This window comes from Streptomyces niphimycinicus, assembly GCF_018883605.1.
Classification (GTDB): domain Bacteria; phylum Actinomycetota; class Actinomycetes; order Streptomycetales; family Streptomycetaceae; genus Streptomyces; species Streptomyces niphimycinicus.
In genome coordinates, this window is record NZ_JAHLEM010000057.1 from 33,889 (window position 1) to 53,860 (window position 19,972).

The window sequence follows — 19,972 nt, forward strand, 5'->3', positions numbered from 1 at the left end:
GATGGCGGCGGACCCGAGGACGGCTGATTCGAGGGTGGCTGATCCGATGGTGACGGACCCGATGGCGGCGGACCCGGTCGGCGAAGTGCACCGGAAGATCACCCGGCTGCTGACGGAGCTGGGCCGGGCCGGCGGGCGGCCGGACGCCCTCGTGGAGGCGTGCGTCGCCTGCCTGGAGGCGGCACAGTCCACCTCGGCCGCCGCCACCGGACAGCAACAGCCGGACACCGCCGCCCAGGAGGCGCTGCACGCGGTCAACGCGGCGGCGCTGGCCGTCAGGTACGCCCTGATCAAGGCGGGCGACGAGCGCCGCCGCGCGGCCCGGGCCGGGGAGAGCGTCACCTCGGACACGTAACGAGCAACGGCCGCCGGGCCGTAGAACCCGTCAGTGAAACTGGTCCCTTCCCTCAACGAAAGCGAGGGAAGGGACCAGCCATGTTGCACGGCGTACGGCGTACGGCGTACGGCTGCGGCCTGGCTGAGGAGAGCGAGGGAGCCCCCTACGGCAGCGTCCCCGGCCGCCACGGCGGCCGGGGACGTCGTTGTCTGTCTCAGGAGGCGTCCTCAGGAGGCGTCCTCAGGAGGCGTCTTTCGGCGCGAGCTGTTCCTGGAGGTGCTCGGCGGCCATCGCCGGGGTGGGGTGGTCGAACAGCAACGCCGCCGGGAGCTGGAGGCCCGTGGCCGCGTTGAGCCGGTTGCGCAGTTCCACCGCGGTCAGAGAGTCGAACCCGATCTCGAAGAGCGGATCGTCCGGCCCCACCGCGTCCGAAGTGGCGTGTCCGAGCACGGCCGCCGCTTCGGCGCGGACGAATGCGGTGAGGTGCTGGAGCCGCTGGGCCGGATCGAGGGCGGCGAGTTGCTCGGAGAGGGGCGGGGCGGTGGCGGTCCGGGGGGTGGTGTGGGCGGTGGGGCGGTGGTGGCTTTGCGCCAGGGTGCGCAGCAGGGGCGGGAGGGTGTGGGAGGCGGCGCTGTTCCGGAGGGCGGTGCGATCGAGCTTGAGGGGGATCAGGTGGGGCTGGTGGGTGGTGAGCGCGGTGTCGAGGAGGCGCATGCCGTCGGCGTCGGTCAGGGGAATGACACCGCTGTGGCGAGTGCGCTGCTGATGGGTGGTGGACATCCCGGCGGTGAGGGCGCTGGTGGTTTCCCACAGGCCCCAGGCGAGTGAGGTGGCGGGGAGCCCGGCGGCGTGGCGCTGCTGGGCGAGCGCGTCGGCGTAGGTGTTGGCGGCGGCGTAGTTGGCCTGGCCGGGGGTGCCGAGCGCGCCGGTGGCGGAGGAGTAGATGACGAAGGCCGCGAGGTCATGGTCGCGGGTGAGGTCGTGGAGATGGGTGATGGCGTCGACCTTGGGACGGAAGACGGTGCCCAGGCGTTCCGGGGTGAGATCGGTGAGCAGGGCGTCGTCGAGGGCGCCGGCGGTGTGGATGACGGCGGTCAGCGGCTGGTCTGCGGGGATGTCGGCGAGGACGGTGGCGAGCTGGTCGCGGTCGGCGGCATCGCAGGCGGCGATGCGGATACGGGCACCGAGCCGGGTCAGCTCCGCGCTCAGCCGGTCCGCGCCGGGGGCGTCCGTACCCTGGCGGCTGACCAGAAGGAGGTTGCGTGCCTTGTGATGGGTGATGAGGTGGCGGGCGGTGAGGGCGCCGAGGGTGCCGGTGCCGCCGGTGATGAGGACGGTTCCCTCGGGGGCGAGGGTGAGGGGTTCGGGCGTTGGGGTGGCCGCGGGGGCCAGGTGGGGGGTGTAGGCGGTGGCGTCGCGGAGGGCGAGTTGGGGTTGATCGGTGGCGGTGAGGGCTGTCGGCAGGGTGTGGTGGGAGTGCTCGTCGATGTCGATGAGCTGGATCCGGCCGGGGTGTTCGGACTGGGCCGAGCGGACCAGGCCCCAGACCGCGGCGGCGGCCGGATCCGTGACCTCGGCGGTGTCGTGGACCGCCATGGCGCCGCGGGTCAGGATCACCAGCCGGGTGCCCGCCAGCTCGGGCCGGTCCACCCATTGCCGCAGCAGATCGAGGACTCGGGCACAGAGCGCGTGGGCGCGGTCGATGGGCGGCCCGGTGTTCTCGGGAGCCCATGCGGACACGTCGGCGACGAGTGCCGCGGGCCGTTCCCCGGCCGCCGCCACGACCTGGGAAACATCGGCATAGTGCGGCGGGGAATCCGGCAGTCGGCTCTCTCCGACCGGCTTCCCGAGCGTTGCCCACTGTGCTTCCGTCGTGCCGTCGAGCCCGCATTCGGCCCATTCGACCGCCCACAGGCCATTGCCGCCTGGGGCGGCGGAGAGGGCCCGCAACTGCTCGGGCGTGGTCTCCCGGAGCTGGAGCGAGCCGATGGTGGCGACCGGCAGTCCGTGCGGATCGGTGATCTGCACACACAGCCCGTCCGCGCCGGACGCCGTCGCCCGCACCCGTACGGCGGTGGCGCCCACGGCATGGAGCCGCACGTCGGTCCAGGCGAACGGCAGCATCGTGGGCCGGTCGCCGCCGGACTCGAAGCAGAAGTTCCCGGCGTGCAGAGTGGCGTCCAGCAACGCCGGATGGATGCCGAACCGTCCGGCGACCGCGGTCTGGTCCTCCGGCACGGCCACCTCGGCGAACACCTCGTCGTCCCGCTTCCACACCGCGCTCAGGCCCCGGAACGCCGGGCCGTACTCGTACCCCGCCTCGGCCAGTTGCTCGTAGAACCCCTCGAGGGCGACGGGTTCGGCCCCCTCGGGCGGCCACGGATGCGCTGTCGTGGCCGCCGCGGTGGCGGTTCCCCCGGTCAGCAGCGTGCCGGTGGCGTGCTCGGTCCACTGCCGTATGCCCTCGGGGCGGGAGTAGACCCCGACCTTGCGGCGCCCGCCTTCGTCGCCTTCCTCGCCACCGACCAGCACCTGGACGTGCAAGGTCCCCTCGTCCGGCACCGCCATCGGCCGACTGATGACCAACTCCTCCAGGACACGGGCCTCCGCCTCGTCTCCGGCCCGCACCGCCAGCTCCACCATCGCCGTACCGGGAAGCAAGATGGTGCCGGAGACGGCATGGTCGGCCAGCCAGGGGTGGGTGCGCAGGGAGAGCCGCCCGGTGAGCAGCACACCATCGGTGTCGGGCACACTCACCACGGCGCCGACCAGCGGATGGCCGGTGTCCTCCAGGCCGACGGCACGGACATCGCCGGGGCCGCTGCGGTCCAGCCAGAACGTCTCCTGCTGGAAGGGGTAGGTGGGGAGGGGGATGCGGGTGGGGTGTGTGCCGGTGAAGAGGGTGGGCCAGTTGACTGGTGTTCCGTGGGTGGTGAGGTGGGCGAGGTTGGTGAGGAGGCGGGTGGGGGTGTCGTCGTCGCGGCGGAGGGTTCCGGTGATGGTGGTGTTGGAGGTGTCGTTGGCTTCGAGGGTTTCTTGGATGGCGGTGGTGAGGACGGGGTGGGGGCTGACTTCGATGAAGGTGCGGTAGCTCTGGTCGGCGAGGGTGGTGATGGCGGTGTGGAACTGCACCGTTTGGCGGAGGTTCCGGTACCAGTAGTTGCCGTCAATGGTGTTGGGTTCGATCCACTGTCCGGTGACGGTGGAGAGCCAGGGGATGGTTCCGGGTTCGAAGGTGACGTTGTCGAGTGCGTGGTGTAGTTGGTCTTTGATGGTGTCGACGTGGCCGGTGTGGGAGGCGTAGTCGACGGGGATGATGCGGGCTCGGATGCCCTGGTCGGTGTAGCGGGCGTGGAGTTCGTGCAGGGCCTCGGCGTCACCGGCGACGACAGTGGCGCTGGGGCTGTTGTGTGCGGCGATCCAGAGTTTGCCGTGCCAGTTGGAGAGGTCGATGGTGTCGGCGGGGGTGGCGAGGGACATCATGCCGCCGTGTCCGGCGAGGTGGTCGGCGATGATCTGGCTGCGGAGAGCCACGACTTTCGCTGCGGCGTCGAGGGTGAGGTGTCCGGCGACGCAGGCTGCGGCGATTTCGCCTTGGGAGTGGCCGATGACGGCGTCGGGGTGGATACCCATGGATTGCCAGAGTGCGGCGAGGGAGACGACGACGGCGAAGGTGGCGGGCTGTACGACGTCGACACGGTCGAGCGAAGGGGCATCGGGTGCGCCGGTGATGACGTCCACCAGGGACCAGTCGGTATACGGGGCCAGCGCGTCGGCGCACTCGCGCAGCCGGGTGGCGAAGACGGGCGAGGTGTTGAGGAGTTGTGCTCCCATGCCCACCCACTGGGCTCCTTGGCCGGGGAAGACGAATACGGTCTTGCCATCCGTCCTGGTCTGTCCGGTGACCAGGAGCGGGTCGGGCCGTCCCTCCGCCAGAGCGCGGGCGGTGGCGATGCCGTCTTCGGTATCCGTGGCGAGGATGACCGCGCGGTGTTCCAGTGTCGCCCGGGTGGTGGCCAGTGACCAGCCCACGTCCACCGCACGCGGAGTCTCCCCGGATTCCAGGTGGCTGACCAGACGCTCTGCCTGAGCCCGCAGCGCCGCAGGGCTCTTGGCGGACAGCACCCATGGCACTACGCCGCCTGTGGCCACCAGCCCAGGAGCGCCCGCCTCCGCCTCGGGCACAGCCACCTCAGGCGGCCCCTGCTCCAGGACCACGTGTGCGTTCGTCCCGCTGACGCCGAAGGAGGAGATTCCAGCGCGGCGAGGGCGTCCCGTCTCCGGCCAGGGCCGGGCCTCGGACAGCAGCGACACCGCACCCGACGCCCAGTCCACCTGCGTAGTGGGCCGCTCCGCGTGCAGCGTTTTCGGCAGTGTGTTGTGCCGCATGGCCAGCACCATCTTGATGACACCGGCCACGCCCGCCGCCGCCTGCGCATGCCCGATGTTCGACTTCAACGACCCCAGCCACAGCGGCTGACCCTCCGGGCGCTCCTGCCCGTAGGTGGCCAGGAGCGCCTGGGCCTCGATGGGGTCGCCGAGACTCGTTCCCGTGCCGTGTGCCTCCACCGCGTCCACATCGGCCACCGTCAGCCCCGCGTTCGCCAGCGCCTGCTGGATCACCCGTTCCTGGGACGGGCCGTTGGGCGCGGTCAGGCCGTTGCTCGCCCCGTCCTGGTTCACCGCCGTGCCACGGACCACGGCGAGCACCTCATGCCCATTGCGGCGGGCATCGGACAGCCGCTCCAGCAACACCAACCCGACACCCTCGGACCAGTTGGTGCCATCGGCGCCTTCCGCGAACGACTTGCAGCGGCCATCGGGGGCGAGGCCGCGCTGGCGGGAGAACTCGATGAACGACGTCGGCCTGCTCATCACCGCGACACCCCCGGCGAGCGCCAGCGAGCATTCGCCCGTACGCACCGCCTGAACCGCCAGGTGCAGCGCCACCAGGGAGGACGAGCAGGCGGTGTCCACTGTCACCGCGGGCCCGGTCAGGCCCATCGCGTAAGCCACGCGCCCGGAGACGACGCTCCCCGCGCTGCCCACGCCGAGATGCCCCTCCAGCCCCTCCGCCGCCGTCCCGGCGTCGGCCCCGTAATCGTGGTACATCACTCCGCTGAACACACCGACGTCGGTGCCGTGCAGCGAACCCGGGTCGATTCCGGCGTTCTCGAAGGTCTCCCACGCGGTCTCCAGCAGCAGCCGCTGCTGCGGGTCCATGGCCAGCGCCTCACGGGGCGAGATGCCGAAGAAGGCGGCGTCGAAGCCGCCCGCGCCGGTGAGGAAACCGCCCTCGCGTACGTAGGACTTGCCCACGGCGTCCGGGTCGGAGTCGAAGAGCCCGGCCAGGTCCCAGCCCCGGTCCTCCGGGAACCCGGCGATCGCGTCCCGCCCGTCGGCCACCAGCCGCCACAGGTCCTCGGGCGTCGCGACCTCGCCCGGCAGGTGGCAGCCCATCGCCACGATCGCCACCGGCTCGTCGGACACCCCGCGCGCCCGCGCCGGCGCCCGCACGCTTCGTTTCCCGGTGATCTCCCGCACCAGATGGCGTGCCAGCCCGGCGGGGGTCGGATGGTCGAAGACCACCGTGGCGGCGAGCCGTGCCCCGGTGGCCGCGTTCAGCCGGTTCCTCAGCGCGACCGCGGTCAGTGAGGTGAAGCCGAACGCGCTGAACGCCTGGTCCGCCTCGACCGGGTCGGCCGAGGCCAGCCCCAGCGCCGCCGCGGCGTGCTCGCGCACCAGCGCCAGCGCCATGCGCCGGCGGCCGGACTCGCTCTCGGCGGCCAGCCGCCGCCGGAACTCCGCGGCGGCGGGTTCGTCCGACGCCGGTACGACGGACGGCGCGTCCACCAGGTGACGCAGTACCGCGGGCACCGGCTCGCCACCCGCCGGCCCCGTCGTACTCGGCCTGAGCAGCACCAGCGGGCCCTGACCAGCCGTCAGCGCCGCGTCGAACAGGGCCAGCGCCTCGGGCAGGGGAACGGCACCGGCCACCGGTGCCGTGCCCTGCTCGCCCGGCAGCGGGCCCCAAGCCAGAGCCAGCCCGCTCAGACCGAGCGCCCGGCGCCGCCGCACCAGGGCTTCGCCGAACTGGTCGGCGGCCGCCCGGTCCGGGCGACCCGGCGAGCCCAGCACCCCCGCGGCGGAGGTGACGACGACGAACAGCGTCGGCTCGGCCGTCCGCGTCCGTTCCTCCAGGTGTGTCATGCCGCGCAGCGAGGTGGCGAGCGACCGTTCCGGACCCGGCTCCTCGATGTGTACGGCAGCGGTCACCGGCCGGTCCTGTGCGTCCAGCACCGAGTCCAGCGCCGCCCGGTCGGCCGGGTCGCATACCGCCATCGAGACCTGGGCCCCGTCCCGCGCCAACTCGGTCCGCAACGCGGCCGCCGCCTCTTCCGGCAGGCCATTCGCGCTGAGCAGCAGCAGGTTACGGGCGCCGTACGCGGTCACCAGATGGCGGGCCAGCGCGGTGCCGCGGGCGGTGTCGCCACCGGTGATCACGACCAGTCCGTCCGGGTCCAGGGCCGGGGCGGGCCCCGGCTCCGCCGGGACCGAGATCCGCGTCAGGCGCGGGACCAGCAGCACTCCGCCACGGATCGCCGCCTGGTCGTGCCCGTCCCGGACGGCCCGCAACAGCGCGGCCACCCGACCGTCCTCCCTGACCCCGACCCCGGCCCCGGCCCCGCCCCCGCCGCCGTTCACGTCCACGTCCACGTCCACGTCCACCAGCGTCAGTCGGCCGGGGTAGGCGGCCTGGAGCGAGCGCACCACACCCCACAGCGTGGCCGACAGCGGCTCCGGTGCGTTCTCCTCGGAGCCGGTGGCCACCGCGCCCATGGTGGCCACCACGAACGTCGTCCCGGCCAGCCGGTCGTCGGCCAGCCAGGTGCCCAGCCGGGCCGCCAGCCGGTCGACGCCCTCGTCAACCGTGGCCTCGGCCTCGTCGGGGACCCCCGCTTCTTCGGGGCGGCCCACCACCTGAGGCGCAACCACGACCACGTCCGGAGCCGCACCGTCATCTCCAGCGACATCGGCCACGTAACCGGCCACCGGATCGGACACCGGATCGGACAGGTCCACCCCCGCCGCCCGCAGCCCCTCCGCGAGCCCGACCCCGACCCCGAGCGCGTCCGCGTCCGCCAGCGCCCAGGTGCCGGTCCCGGCCGGGGCGTCCGGCAGCGCGGACTGCGGCACCCAGTCCAGCCGCAGCAGCGAGTCGTACTGGCCGTCCCCGGCGGCCCGCAGCCGTGCGGGCAGCTCCAGCAGTACGTGCCGGGTGATCTTCCCCGAGGCGGTGCGCGGCACCCGCGCGATCTCGTAGATCTCCTCCGGGACCTTGAAGTACGACAGCCGCTCACGACACGTGGCCAGCAGCGCCGCCGGGTCGAAGCCGTCCGGGCCGGGCACCACGAAGGCCACCGGAACCTCGCCGAGCACCGCGTGCGGCTTGCCCACCACGGCCGCGTCCGCCACACCGGGCACGGTGCGCAGCACGGCCTCGACCTCACCGGGGTGGATGTTCTCCCCGGCCCGGATGACCAGTTCCTTGATCCGGCCGGTCACCGTGCAGAATCCGGCCTCGTCACGGCGGCCGAGGTCCCCGGTGCGGTACCAGCCGTCGCGCAGCGCCGCGGCCGTCGCCTCCGGCTGGTTGTGGTATCCGGCCATGATGTTCGGCCCGGACACCCAGAACTCGCCTTCCCGCCCGGCCGGAACGTCGACACCGCTGTCGGGGTCCACCAGCCGCACCGTCAGCCCCGGCACCGGCAGCCCGCACGACCCCTCGACCCGTGGGCCGGTGGGCCAGTTCACCGCGATCGCGCCGCAGGTCTCGGTGGATCCGTAGGCGTCGACGAGTGGCACTCCGAAGGTGGCCTCGAACGACCTGACCAGGTCGGCCGTGGCCACCGCCCCGCCCACGAGCGCGATCCGCAGCTCGGGCGTGGCGAGGTCGCGCTCACGGGCCGCCTCGATCAGATGGTGGTAGAGCGTCGGCACTCCGGCGATGAAGGTCGACCGCTCCTCGCGCAGCGCGTCCAGCACATCGGAGGTCGACACCCCGTCCACGATCCGGGTGCGGGCCCCGACGGCGGTGGCCGCCAGCAGACACACGATGTGCGAAAGGCTGTGGAACAGCGGCAGCGGCCACAGCACACGGTCCTCGGCGGTCAGCCCCGTCACGGGTACGTAGCAGGCGGCCAGGGACCACAGGCAGTTCCGCTGTGTGGACAGCACGCCTTTCGGCAGGCCCGTGGTGCCCGAGGTGTAGAGCATCCAGGCGACTTCGTCCAGGCCCAGGTCGTCGCGGGCCGCCAGGTCTGGCTCCGTGTCCGGCAGCGGCTCGAACGCGATGAAGCCCTTCGGCAGCGGTCCGTCCCCGCTGACCACCACCCTCAGCTCCGGGAACCGTTCCCGCAGCCGGTCGAACTGGTCCGCGTGGGCGACATCGGTGAGCACCAGCCGGGCGCCGCTGTCGGCGAGCAGATAGGAGAGTTCCGCATCGGTCGAACGCGGGTTGACCGGCACCGCCACGCCGTTCGCCCGCAGAACGCCGAAATAGCTCTCCACCGTCTCGACGCGGTTGCCCAGGCAGATCATGGCGCGGTCGCCGGGGTGCAGCCGCAGTCCAGCGAGATGACCGGCCAGCCGCCGGGTACGGCGTTCGAGTTCGGCATGGCTGACCGTGCGGTGTCCGTCGGAACAGGCCGGCTTGTCACCGAAGCGATCCGCGTTGGCCCGGAGCAGTTCGGGCACCGGCCGGATCAGGTCAGTCCGTAGCATGCCGCCACACCTCTCGGTTCGAAGCAGGGCGCGCGGGAGGAGCGACCGGCCCGCGCGGGATCGCCCCTTGCGCGGGACAGCCGCGCTCCGGTTGCGCGGCCCAAGGGAAAGAAGGCCCGGGAGAGAAAGCTCCAACGAGCTTGAGGAAGCTCGCTGCTGTTGTTGTGATTCTTGTTCCGGCGGCGAGCGGGCCGTCCCCTAAACATCCCCCTCATTCCCCCTGACCACGGTGGCGGCAGCGGCCGTCAGGGGGAATGAGGGGTCTTCGGCAACTCCGGCCGCCCCGATGGTGCGCGGTGGCCGCGCCGCCCCGTCCTGCGGACTTACGGTGGTTCGGGCGCATGGTCTCGGTGTGGGGCGACCCGCTCGCACCGGCACGGGAACCGGCGCTGTACAGGGCCGGTGCGGCGAGGCCGGCCGCGATCGAGGGAGGCACGCATGCCGGAGCTGGACTTGCGTATCGGTACGTTCCGGTACGACACGACCCAGGCGCTGTTCGACGGGACCGCCGAGATTCCCGGGGTCTCGAACGTGGAGATGGCGACGGGGGCGACGCTGCCGGAGGTGTTCCGGCTCCTCCTCGACGGCGAGGTGGATATCGCGGAGTTCGGCATGACCTTCTATCTGCGCGCGCTGGAGCGTGTGGCCGATGTCATCGCGCTCCCGGTGTTCCCCAACCGGGTGTTCAGGCATTCATGTGTCTTCGTCAACCGGGACAGTGGCATCAGCGGCCCCGCCGATCTGGTGGGAAAGACGATCGGCGAGTTCGGCGTCTACGGCCAGGACTCGGGGGTGTGGGCCAAGGGCATCCTGATGGACGAATACGGCTTCCGGCCCGAGGAGAACCGCTGGGTCATCGGCGGTCTCGACCAGCCCGCGCCACCGTTCGACTTCGTCCCGCAGGTGTGGCCGGACGGCATCGACATCAGCGCGGCACCGGAGGGCAGGGCGCTGGGCCCGATGCTCGACTCGGGGGAGCTCGACGCCCTGTTCACCGCCAATGTGCCGCAGTCCGTACTCGATGGATCGCCGCACGTCACACGGCTGTTTCCGGACTTCGAAACCCGCGAGCGGGACTACTACCGGCGCACCGGGATCTTCCCGATGATGCACACCGTCGTCGTCAGGCGCGAGCTGCTCACGCGGCATCCCTGGCTGGCCCGCGCCGTCTACGAGGGCTTTCTGGCGGCGAAGGAGGCAGGAGCCCGGCGGTACCGGCAGGGACGGCGACTGTACGAGGCCCCGTTCATGGTGCCCTGGCTGAACGCGCTGTACGAGGAGAACGCGGAGCTGATGACCGAGGACTGGTGGCCCTACGGCGTGGCCGCCAACCGCGCGGCCCTCGACACACTGCTGCGCTACCACCACGAACAGGGCCTGACCGCACGCCGCTGGACGATCGAGGAGATCTTCACCCACGACCTGCTGGAGACCTGACTTGCTGGAGACCTGACCGCCCGGGGTCGGTCACCCCCTGGTCGTGGCCCAACTGCCCCTCCATGAGCCCGTCGGCGTGCCGCCTGGGTGCGGTGCTCCTAGGCGGCGTTCGGCCTGGTCGGCGGTGCTCGACCGGCCCAGACTCGGTCGGGCAGGACCGATCAGCACCCATGGACGAAAGAGGCCCGTCATGACAGCGACCGCCGACTACGACAGCCTGGCCCGCAGACTCCAGGCACTGGAGGACAAGGAAGCCCTGCACGCCCTCATGATCCGCGGATGGCGGGCGCTGGACCGCAAGGACTGGCAGACCTGGATCGAATGCTGGGTCGAGGACGCGGTGCTGGAGTTCGGGCCGTGGGAGAAGATCCACGGAAAAGAGGCGGTCCGGGCCAAGGTGGAGGAGGTGGAATCACCCTACGCGAGCATGCAGCATCACATCCTCAATATGCACGTCGACGTGGCGGGCGACCGGGCGACGGGGATCGGCTACATGTGGTTCGTCGCCGTCACCGAATCCGGGAACACCTCCTCCCCCTACTCCATGGGCGGCCCCTACGACTGGGAATTCCGCCGGGGCCCGGACGGCTGGCTCCTGGTCCGCCAGCGGCTCGGCGTCTGGTGGACCGACGGCGAGGACACCCTCAGGGCCTTCGCGTAGGGGTGCCGTGGCCGACGTGGAACACGCCTTCGCCCTGCTGGAACACGCCTTCGCCCTGCTGGAGGACGGATTGCGGCATCTGCCCCCGCAACAGTGACTCTCCAGACCCCGCCCGGCCACTGAGGGCGAGTCAGGCGCCGCGTGTGCCGCCCATGCTGTACGCGGCGCGCCACGCGGCGGGGGGCATGCCGGTCTGCCGCCGGAAGAACGTGGTGAAGTTGCCGACGTCCCGGAAGCCGAGGCGTCGGCCGCAGCCGCTGACCGGCAGATCGGTGTGGGCGAGCAGCCGCTTCGCCTCCAGCAGGATGCGCTGGTCGAGGAATGCCTTGGCGCCCGTGCCAGTGGCGGCACGCGTTGCCCGGGTGAGGGTGCGTACGTCGTAGCCCAACGCCCTCGCGTAGTCGGCCACTTGGTGCCATTCGGTGAAGCGCCCTTCGACGGTGGCCCGATAGACGCGGAACACTTCGGTAGGCCGGCTGCCGGGTCTTGCCGCCTCGGCCGAGGGCGGTGTGCCCGGGAGTGCGCGCAGGATCAGTGCCGCCAGCAGGTGGGAGAGCAGGGCGGGGGAGGCCAGGCGTGGTGTGTGCACTGCCGTGCTGTGCTCACGGCCGAGATGTTCGGCCGCGAGCAGGGCGAGGGACAGCCGCTGCTGGTCCAGATGCCAGCTCGCCGGTGTGGTGGCCTCTGCCGCCGTGAAGCCGGAAAGGAAACCGGGCCGGAAGAGGATCAGCGGGCCGTCGCAGGCGTCGATATCGCTCCAGCGGTGCACCATGCCCGGCCGGATCCACACGGCGCCGCCTTCCCCCAGCCGGTAGTTGTGGAAGTCCGCTTCATGGGCGCCGGTTCCGGAGCCGATCAGTGCGAACACATGGAAGTCGGGGCGCTGCGGCTGGGTACGACGGCGCTGGGTGTCCATCGAACGCAGCGCGGCGAAATCCAGGACCTCCACCCCGTACGCCGATCCCACGGCAGGCAGGTAGCGCAGTTGCCGCACCGCACTGTGTCCGTTTTCCACAATGAACGTGTTCCTTTCCGTCAAGGAGTGGACACTCCCTCGCCTACGGTCGATTCCGGGCCTGATCGGCAGTTCAGGTTACTGGTTCAGAGCTGCGGCAGGATGACGGTGTCGTCTTCCGTGGCCGAGAGGGAAGGCGCGAAGATGATGGAAATGACAATGAGTGTTCCCGTGGCGGGCGGGTCGCTCGATGTGCGAGTCGGGGGCGATACGGGCCCGACGCTGGTGTTCGCCCACTACTGGGGCGGCTCCGCCGACACCTGGAACGGTGTGCTCGGCCACCTGCCGCCCGGGCAGGCGACGGTCCGCTTCGACCAGCGCGGCTGGGGCACCTCGCGGGCGCTGCCCGGGCCCTATCACCTCGACCAGCTCGCCGACGATCTCGTCCGTGTGATCGAGGAGCGGGTATCGGGGCCGTTCGTCCTCGTCGGCCACTCGATGGGTGGCAAGGCGAGCCAGCTCGTCGCGGCCCGCCGACCGGCCGGTCTGGCCGGTCTGGTGCTCGTCGCGCCCGCGCCGCCCCAGCCACCCGCCATGGTGACCGAGGAGTACCGGCAGGGCCTGTCACACGCCTACGACTCGGCCGAGACGGTGGCGCACGCCCTCGACCATGTCCTGACCGCCACACCGCTGCCCGAGGCGGTGCGGGCCACCGCGGAGCGCGACAGCCTCGCCTCCGGCGCCGAGGCCCGGCAGGAGTGGCCCCTGCACGGAATCGCGCGGGACATCACCGATGCCGCACGGCGTATCGAGGTGCCGGTGACGGTGCTCGCCGCGGAGAACGACATGGTGGAGCCGCCGCACATCCTGCGCGAACACCTCTTGCCCCACATTCCGCACGCGACCCTGACGACCGTCCCTGACGCCGGCCACCTGCTCCCCGCGGAAGCCCCCGGCGCCGTGGCGCGAGCCCTCGGAGACTTCCTCACGGCCATTAAGCGCTGACCGGGTCCCGGCTCGTCCGCCGCACCGCGCCCGGCCCGCCCGGGCGCGGTGCCTATTGTGGAGCGATCTTGTGAGACTCGGACGCGTTCGTGAACCTCATCTGCCTCCGGCTCGTCATCCAGGGTCGGAGCACCCGGATGGCTTCGCGACCGAGCGAAGGCACCGCGTGTCCAACTGCCCCACGAACGAATGGACAAGCCCACCATGGGTCGACACCGACGAATAACCCAGCCTCCCCGTAGCACCCTGGCGACAAAGGCGGCGCTGGCCGCAGGGGTGCTCGTGCCGACGATCGCCTCGGTGGGGTCGGCACACGCGGCCACCCCGCAGGCGGCGATCTGCACCTCGGACCGGCCGGAACTCGCCGACAAGCTCTCCGAGGACATCAACTCGGCACTGGAGGGATCCGCCGCCACCACGGCGATCAGCCTCCACGACCGCACCACGAACACCACCTGCACTCTGGACGCGGACCGGCACTTCGACTCAGCGAGCACGGTCAAGGTGACCGTGCTCAGCACCCTGCTGTGGGACGCGCAGAAGGACGATCGCGCCCTGACGCAGGAGGAGAAGGATCATGCCACCGCCATGATCACAAAGTCCGACAACGACGCCACCACCGCGCTGTGGAAGCAGCTCGGGGCGGACAAGATCAACGGGTTCCTGCACGCCGCGGGGATGACCAACACCACCCTCGACAGCGAGGGCCACTGGGGGCTCACCCAGATCACCGCGAACGACGAGGAAAAGCTCCTCCAACTGGTGACCCACAGCAACCCGGTGCTCAGCGACGACTCCCGCGCCTACATCCTCAAGCTGACGGGCGAGGTCATCCCCTCGCAGCGCTGGGGCACCCCGGCCGGTGCGCCGAGCGACGCCCAGGTGCATGTGAAGAACGGGTGGCTGGAGCGGGCCACCAACGGCTGGCGGGTGCACAGCCTCGGCGCCTTCACCGGCGGCGACCACGACTACACGATCACGGTGCTCTCGCAGGACAACGCCACGATGGACGACGGCATCGCCAACATCGAGGGCATCGCCCGCGCGGTCCACGAGAACCTCAACGCGCCCGCGTCCGGCGCTCAGTCGTAAGCGGATTTCGTTCGGGTCATCGTCACTGGGCGGGACCCGCCTCGAAGGTCGTCCGATTCACCGGCCGGGGCCCTTTTCGCGGGCCCCGGCCGCGTGCTGGTGAGCGACACCGAACTCCCCACCCGTCCGCCACCTCGCGGACAGCCGCAGCCGGCACGATGCTGTACGCCGCGCCCTCAGAGCGGGACGCGTTGTGGAGGTCACGCATGCAACTGCGCCAGTTGGAATACCTGGTCGCCCTCGCCCGCGAGCGCCACTTCGTCCGCGCGGTGGCCGCCTGCCATGTCTCCCAGCCGTCGCTGTCCGCCGCCATCCGCCGCCTCGCCCCCTTCGACGTCAGGTTGCACCACACCGACCGATCAACACGGCCCGGGCCCGGATCCTGGACCGGAACGACGTCGACCATGCCCTGCGCAGCGGCCAGTTGCTCCTGGAGTCCTGGCTCACCGGGCGGCCCATCCGCGACGAATACCTGATCGCGGACGGGGGAGCACTCGCCGGAACCGGAGCGCACTCCTACTCCGTGACCAAGTAGCGGTGCGGCCACTGTCCGCTGGTGCCTGAGGCTGGAGCGGGCGTTCCGCCATCTGCTTGTATGTCCCCTGGACGGAGCGATTCAGGAGGTGGCGGACACGTGGTGTCCACGGAGCGTGTTCTCACGTTCGCGGCGATGTCGCTCTTGGTGATCGTGATCCCGGGGCCGAGTGTGCTGTTCGTGGTCGGCAGGGCCCTCGCCCACGGCCGCCGCACGGCGCTCGCGACGGTCCTCGGCAATGTGATCGGCTGCTACGCCCTGGTGGTCGCCGTGGCATGGGGCCTCGGCGCGCTGGTGGAGAGCTCGGTGGCGCTGTTCATGGGCGTGAAGCTGGCAGGAGCGGCGTATCTCGTCTACCTGGGTGTGCAGGCGTTCCGGCACCGCAGGGAGATGCGCGTGGCGAACATGGACGCTCCGGCCGATGAGCGGCGTGGTGATCTGCGTTCGATCCTGGACGGCATTTTGGTGGGGGTCACCAACCCGAAGGGCATCGTCTTCTTCGCGGCGGTGCTACCGCAGTTCGTCGACCACTCGACGGGTCATGTTCCCGTCCAGATGATGGTGCTGGGCCTGGTCCCGGTCACCATCGGCCTGGTCACGGACACCCTGTGGGGCCTGGGCGCCTCGGCGGCCCGCTCCTGGTTCGCCCGCTCGGACCGCCGTCTCTCGATGGTCGGCGGGGCGGGCGGCCTCGCGATGATCGGCCTGGGCGTGACGGTGGCGGCGACCGGCCGCGCCGACTGAGGACCGCCTCATCCGGTTGCCGGAAAACGATCCGGCAGCCTACCGCCGGGCCCATGGCGGACGACGAACACGAGGTGGAGCGGCTGGCCGCCGAGGCGGGCTGGGAGCTGGGCGGCCGGCACGTCGGCCACCTGGTCGGGGAGCGCTCACCCTGGGCTGATCCGGGCGGTGGGGCAGCAGTGTCACCGCGAGGGCCGGGACGGCGGCGAGGACGAGCCAGCGGGCGGCGGGCGGAAGGCCCAGGTCGAGCAGGGAGCCGGTGGCCGAGCTGCCGATGAGGACGATCAGGCCGGAGACGGAGGACAGCGCGCCGGTGTAGAGGCCGAGCCGACCGTCCTCGGCGAGGTCGGGCACCCAGGCGCGGGCGGCCGGGACGACCAGCATCTGGCGAGGGTGAGCAGTACGACGTAGCCCGCGGCGGGCAGCAAACCGACCGTGCCCGTCCAGGCGGCCGGGCGTGCGGCGGCCACGACCGCGAAACCGGCGGCGATGAGCAGCAGCCCGATGGTCATCGAGCGGCGCAGATCGAGCCGGTTGCCCGCCCAGTTGGTGACCGGGAGCTGGGCGAAGACGACCAGCAGGGAAGACAGGGCGAACAGCCACGACAGCGGCACCTGGGAGCCCGCCGCCCGCTCCACCTCGGCCGACAGGGCCAGATAGAGCTGGTTGTAGGCGAGCAGATAGGTGCCGTACGCGCAGCACAGGGCGAGAAATCGCCGATTGCGCACCATCGCGCGGACGCCGCCCCGCTCCCGGTTACGGACCCGGCCCGGGATGTGCTGCGGCATCAGCCAGGCATGTCCGGCGAGGACGAGGACGAAGACCCCGGCTCCGGCGAGGCACGCGGCGCGGAAATCCACGCCCAACAGCAAACCGCCGAGGAGGGGACCGACGAAGGTCCCGGCCTGGCCGGAGACGGTGAACAGGGCCAGGACCCGGGTGCGCGAACCGTGGCCTTCCCCCTCCCAGGCCACCGCCTGCCGGGCCACTTCGGATTCCACCGCGGGGGAGAACAGCGCGGCGGCGAAGCCGATCAGCAGCACCGCGCCGATCACCGCCCAGGTCCGCTCCGCGTAGCCGAGCCAGACGAAGCCCGCGATCCGCGCGACACAGCCGGTCAGGACCACCGGGCGCACGCCGTAGCGGTCCACCAGCCAGCCGCCGACCACGAACAGCCCCTGCTGGCTGAAGGTCCGCAGACCGAGGACGAATCCGACCATCCACCCCGCCATGCCGATCGCGGTGCCCAGGTGCTCGGCGAGGAAGGGCAGGACCGCGAAGAAGCCGACGTTGAAGGCGAGTTGGGTCAGGATCAGCAGCCGCAGAAGCGGAGACAGATGCTTCCAGGTGCGCTCGCGCGGAGACTTCGGCGTCGGCCCCGCCCGGGCGGCTCGGCCGGTCAGGGCGCGGCGGATCAGGACCGAACGGGCGTGCCTCGTCCGCCGTCACCGCCGTCCCGGCCCGTACACCGTGCAGGACGTGGGCGAGTACTTCCGCTCCGCGCACCACACGGGGGCCCGGGCGGTTGAAGTGGGCGGGCCCGTCCAGCACCCAGACCCGCCCGGCCCGTACGGCGGGCAGCTCCGTCCAGCCCGGGAGGCGGGTGAGGAGTTCCGTCTCGCGCAGGGTCCGTTCCGGCGGGAAGCCACACGGCAGGACCAGCACCACCTCCGGGCGGGCGGCGCGCACCGCTTCCCAGGTCATCGGCTTGGTGTGCGCGCCGGACAGGGCGAGCAGCGGTGCGCCGCCGGCGGTGGCGATCTGGTCGGGGACCCAGTGTCCGGCGGGCCACAGCGGGTCGAGCCATTCGATCGCCACGACCCGGGGCCGGGCGCGGCCCGCGACCGACCGGCGGATCCGCTCGAGGCGGTCGTGCAACTCGGCCCGGCGCTGCTCGGCGCGCTCGCGCACGCCGAGCAGCTCACCGACGGTGACCAGGCAGTCCAGCACATCGTCGAGCGTGCGTGGCTCCAGGCTGAGGACGCGGGTGTCGGCGTCGAGCAGCCGGACGGCCCGGCTGACCTTCTCGTACGAGACGGCGCACACCTCGCACAGATCCTGGGTGAGCACCACGTCGGGGCCCAGGGCCGCGAGCGCTTCGGTGTCGAGGGTGTAGAGGGACGACCCGGAGTGTGTCGATCCGCCGATCGCGTCGGAGATCTCCCGGCTGGTGAGGGTGTTCTGGTCGAGGTCGGCTCCGGTGACCACGGGAACGGACGCCACGGTCCGCGGTGGCCAGTCGCATTCGTGTGTCCGGCCGACCAGGTGCTCGGCGAGTCCGAGTTCGGCGACGATGTCGGTCGCGGCGGGCAGCAGGGAGACGATGCGCATGCCGCGACCTTAGGGCCTGCCCGGGGCAGGCCCAGGCTCCCGCGCCGTCCTCAGGACGCCCCGGCGCGGCGTCTTGCCAGGTGGCCGGTCTTGGCCATGAACGCGACACGCGGTACGGTCGGTGCGATATCGACGACGGTAAGACGGAAGCCGGTGGGAATCCGGCACGGTCGCGCCACTGTGAACCGGAGGTCCCGGATGGGATCTGTGGTGAGTCAGACCCGTAGCCGTTGGTATCCGGATCTCGGCGCCGTCCGCCCCAGTCCTCGTCCTCGTCCCAGTGTCAGCCCCGGCCCCGGCTCCGGCCCCGGCGAGCGTCCCGAGGGAGACAGGCAGGCGAGGGCCTGAAATCCATTCGCCACTGCTCGCTCCGCCCGGTACGGTCCCGAGAGCCCTCACTGCGGGGAGCCGCTGAGATCTGCGCGCGGCCACCCCGGCAGTACCCACGCTGAGAGTAGGTTTCGTCAATGGCATGTCGTATCAGTGAACTCGTGCTCGGTTGCCGCGACCCCGAGGTGCTGGCGCGATTCTGGTGCGAGGTCCTGGACTTCGTGGTGCTCGATCGCGAGGACGACGGAACCCTCGAGATCGGGCCCCGCGAAGGGTTCGGCGGTCCGCAGCCGACGATCATCCTCAGCCGCAGGGACGAGCCGGAGCCCGGGAAATCCCGGCTGCACATCGACGTCAACGCCACCGACCGCGATCAGGACGCCGAGCTCGAACGCCTCCTGAAGCTCGGTGCACGGCGGGCCGACATCGGCCAGACCGGGGAGGAGCAGTGGCACGTCCTCGCCGACCCCGAAGGCAATGAGTTCTGCCTGCTCAAGGCCCGCCTCGCTCCACTCTGACGGCCCGCGTCGTCAGCGTCGGCTCACATCCGTCAGCCCCACCGCCCGGCCCTCCGAGTCCCATGCGATCTCCTGGATCCGCGCCACCGCCTCGCGGTTGAGCGGCCCGAAGACATGGGGAAACAGGCAGTTCTCGGCGACGCCGGGCGGCGGGGCGGGGTTCGCGGCCTCCCATTCGCATTTCGCGGTGAGCCGGTCCTCGTCGAGGAGCAGCGCCAGCAGCGGCCTCGGCGCATCGCGGTAGAAGGCGTTGACGACGGCCAGCGTGGTCGCCTCGTCGGGCGAGCAGTGGATGAAACCGTCCTCTGTGAGGGATGCGGGGCTATAGGGGCGGTCGGGAGCAGCGTTCCACTCGGCATGCGGTACGACGTGGTAGATCATGACTCGATTAAACCGCCATCATCTGCCGCAGGGTGGCAGGACCGCGCTACCGCAGCCCGGGCTTCGGCGGCGGTGCCACAACCTTCGGGTCCGGGTATTCGGGTGTTTCCCGGCAGTCGAGCTGCGACGTTGTCTTCTTCGCCGAGGCGATGAGCAGTTCGGCGTGGGAGTGGTCGCTGATGGTGAAGTGGTCGCGCAGGGCGAACTCCAGGGAACGGCTGCCTCCCGATTCCCTCCCGCCTCCGCTGCCGGTGTCACACGCGACGAGGAGTGTGCCGGCGTCCTCCGGACCGACGGTGGTCGTGTAGTGCACCGACCGGCCCGACGGGGGTGAGTGGGGAGTCCACGCCACGGTGAGGGCGAGCAGCTCCTTCCCCCCGGCCTTGTCCGTCAAGGTACAGAGGTCCTGGGGCGTGCTCCTCCTGGCCGACTCCTCCCGCAGCGCCTTCGCCACGTGGCCGGTGCTCCCGGTCTCGACCGGATAGACCTCGCCGGGCCCGTTCGGCTCCCGAGCCTCCTTCGCGATGGCCTCGTCGAACAGGCCGCCGCAGGCTTGGGCGACAGGTATGAGCCCGGCGTTGGCGGTCGGCTTCGAGGTCGGCTTCTTGGCCCCGGATTCGCCGTCATCGCCGCCACAGCCCGTGACGGCGATGACAGATGTGCAGACGAGGGCTGCCAGCCGCCCCAGAGGCAGGCGAAGTTTGCGGTGCACGATCTCTCCTGTCGACTCCATGCGTCACCGACGCCACGTACCCAGTCTGCCCTTCGAATCCAGAGACTCTCAGCGGCTCCCAACGGGCGGGAACCGATGCCGTATCCGCCACGACTACTGATCCGGGGCAACCCGTGTATCAAGTGGATC

The 19,972-nt window shown here is 71.2% G+C and carries 11 protein-coding genes, 3 pseudogenes and 1 riboswitch; of the genes and pseudogenes, 8 read left to right on the top strand and 6 right to left on the bottom strand.

The window, feature by feature from the left end; translation table 11 throughout:
* The first annotated feature begins 46 nt into the window (after positions 1-46).
* The gene (locus KN815_RS07450) at positions 47-355 is read left to right on the top strand and encodes an O-linked N-acetylglucosamine transferase (RefSeq protein WP_253208815.1); all 309 of its coding nucleotides are present in this window, start codon (positions 47-49) and stop codon (positions 353-355) included.
* A 222-nt stretch (positions 356-577) separates the two neighbouring features.
* Here KN815_RS07450 and KN815_RS07455 read toward each other — a convergent pair whose 3' ends face one another.
* Positions 578-9,121, bottom strand: coding sequence for a type I polyketide synthase (locus KN815_RS07455; RefSeq protein ID WP_216340952.1), 8,544 nt, complete (start codon positions 9,119-9,121; stop codon positions 578-580).
* A 438-nt stretch (positions 9,122-9,559) separates the two neighbouring features.
* Between KN815_RS07455 and KN815_RS07460 the strand changes: the two genes are divergently transcribed.
* Both KN815_RS07460 and KN815_RS07465 read left to right on the top strand, forming a co-directional pair.
* Positions 9,560-10,558 (top strand): PhnD/SsuA/transferrin family substrate-binding protein, encoded by a 999-nt coding sequence (locus KN815_RS07460; protein ID WP_216340953.1) that lies wholly within the window; start codon positions 9,560-9,562, stop codon positions 10,556-10,558.
* 190 nt (positions 10,559-10,748) lie between these two features.
* Positions 10,749-11,219, top strand: a complete 471-nt coding sequence (locus KN815_RS07465) for a nuclear transport factor 2 family protein (RefSeq protein WP_216340954.1) — start codon at positions 10,749-10,751, stop codon at positions 11,217-11,219.
* Between the two features lie 130 nt (positions 11,220-11,349).
* On the opposite strand, the gene KN815_RS07470 is transcribed toward KN815_RS07465, so the two are convergent.
* Positions 11,350-12,234, bottom strand: a complete 885-nt coding sequence (locus KN815_RS07470) for a helix-turn-helix domain-containing protein (RefSeq protein ID WP_216340955.1) — start codon at positions 12,232-12,234, stop codon at positions 11,350-11,352.
* 159 nt (positions 12,235-12,393) lie between these two features.
* Between KN815_RS07470 and KN815_RS07475 the strand changes: the two genes are divergently transcribed.
* From KN815_RS07475 to KN815_RS07490, 4 genes and pseudogenes are all read left to right on the top strand, one after another.
* Positions 12,394-13,179, top strand: coding sequence for an alpha/beta fold hydrolase (locus KN815_RS07475; RefSeq protein WP_216340956.1), 786 nt, complete (start codon positions 12,394-12,396; stop codon positions 13,177-13,179).
* Positions 13,180-13,383: 204 nt separating this feature from the next.
* Positions 13,384-14,271: a serine hydrolase gene (locus KN815_RS07480; protein WP_216340961.1), complete on the top strand. Its 888-nt coding sequence runs from the start codon at positions 13,384-13,386 to the stop codon at positions 14,269-14,271.
* A gap of 206 nt (positions 14,272-14,477) precedes the next feature.
* Positions 14,478-14,594 (top strand): annotated as a pseudogene (locus KN815_RS07485) (LysR family transcriptional regulator); the annotation flags it as partial.
* A gap of 311 nt (positions 14,595-14,905) precedes the next feature.
* Positions 14,906-15,550: a LysE family translocator gene (locus KN815_RS07490; RefSeq protein WP_216340957.1), complete on the top strand. Its 645-nt coding sequence runs from the start codon at positions 14,906-14,908 to the stop codon at positions 15,548-15,550.
* 39 nt (positions 15,551-15,589) lie between these two features.
* Here the strand turns inward: KN815_RS07490 and KN815_RS07495 are convergent.
* Both KN815_RS07495 and KN815_RS07500 read right to left on the bottom strand, forming a co-directional pair.
* A pseudogene (locus KN815_RS07495) lies at positions 15,590-16,965 on the bottom strand (MDR family MFS transporter).
* A gap of 136 nt (positions 16,966-17,101) precedes the next feature.
* Positions 17,102-17,881 (bottom strand): annotated as a pseudogene (locus KN815_RS07500) (cobalamin-binding protein); the annotation flags it as partial.
* 102 nt (positions 17,882-17,983) lie between these two features.
* A riboswitch (cobalamin riboswitch) is annotated at positions 17,984-18,127 on the top strand.
* A gap of 221 nt (positions 18,128-18,348) precedes the next feature.
* Between KN815_RS07500 and KN815_RS07505 the strand changes: the two are divergent.
* Positions 18,349-18,729 (top strand): VOC family protein, encoded by a 381-nt coding sequence (locus KN815_RS07505; protein ID WP_137964481.1) that lies wholly within the window; start codon positions 18,349-18,351, stop codon positions 18,727-18,729.
* 12 nt (positions 18,730-18,741) lie between these two features.
* Here KN815_RS07505 and KN815_RS07510 read toward each other — a convergent pair whose 3' ends face one another.
* Both KN815_RS07510 and KN815_RS07515 read right to left on the bottom strand, forming a co-directional pair.
* Positions 18,742-19,110, bottom strand: coding sequence for a DUF952 domain-containing protein (locus KN815_RS07510; RefSeq protein ID WP_216340958.1), 369 nt, complete (start codon positions 19,108-19,110; stop codon positions 18,742-18,744).
* Between the two features lie 46 nt (positions 19,111-19,156).
* Positions 19,157-19,822 carry a hypothetical protein gene (locus KN815_RS07515; protein ID WP_216340959.1) on the bottom strand — a complete coding sequence of 222 codons (666 nt, stop codon included), beginning with the start codon at positions 19,820-19,822 and terminating at the stop codon, positions 19,157-19,159.
* Positions 19,823-19,972: the final 150 nt, after the last annotated feature.

What these genes read in the sequence shown, in the direction of transcription:
- KN815_RS07505 (WP_137964481.1), top strand. Translation starts at nt 18,349, where the DNA reads ATGGCATGTCGTATCAGTGAACTCGTGCTCGGTTGCCGCGACCCCGAG.
- KN815_RS07455 (WP_216340952.1), bottom strand. Translation starts at nt 9,121, where the DNA reads ATGCTACGGACTGACCTGATCCGGCCGGTGCCCGAACTGCTCCGGGCC.
- KN815_RS07480 (WP_216340961.1), top strand. Translation starts at nt 13,384, where the DNA reads ATGGGTCGACACCGACGAATAACCCAGCCTCCCCGTAGCACCCTGGCG.
- KN815_RS07465 (WP_216340954.1), top strand. Translation starts at nt 10,749, where the DNA reads ATGACAGCGACCGCCGACTACGACAGCCTGGCCCGCAGACTCCAGGCA.
- KN815_RS07510 (WP_216340958.1), bottom strand. Translation starts at nt 19,110, where the DNA reads ATGATCTACCACGTCGTACCGCATGCCGAGTGGAACGCTGCTCCCGAC.
- KN815_RS07460 (WP_216340953.1), top strand. Translation starts at nt 9,560, where the DNA reads ATGCCGGAGCTGGACTTGCGTATCGGTACGTTCCGGTACGACACGACC.
- KN815_RS07450 (WP_253208815.1), top strand. Translation starts at nt 47, where the DNA reads ATGGTGACGGACCCGATGGCGGCGGACCCGGTCGGCGAAGTGCACCGG.
- KN815_RS07475 (WP_216340956.1), top strand. Translation starts at nt 12,394, where the DNA reads ATGAGTGTTCCCGTGGCGGGCGGGTCGCTCGATGTGCGAGTCGGGGGC.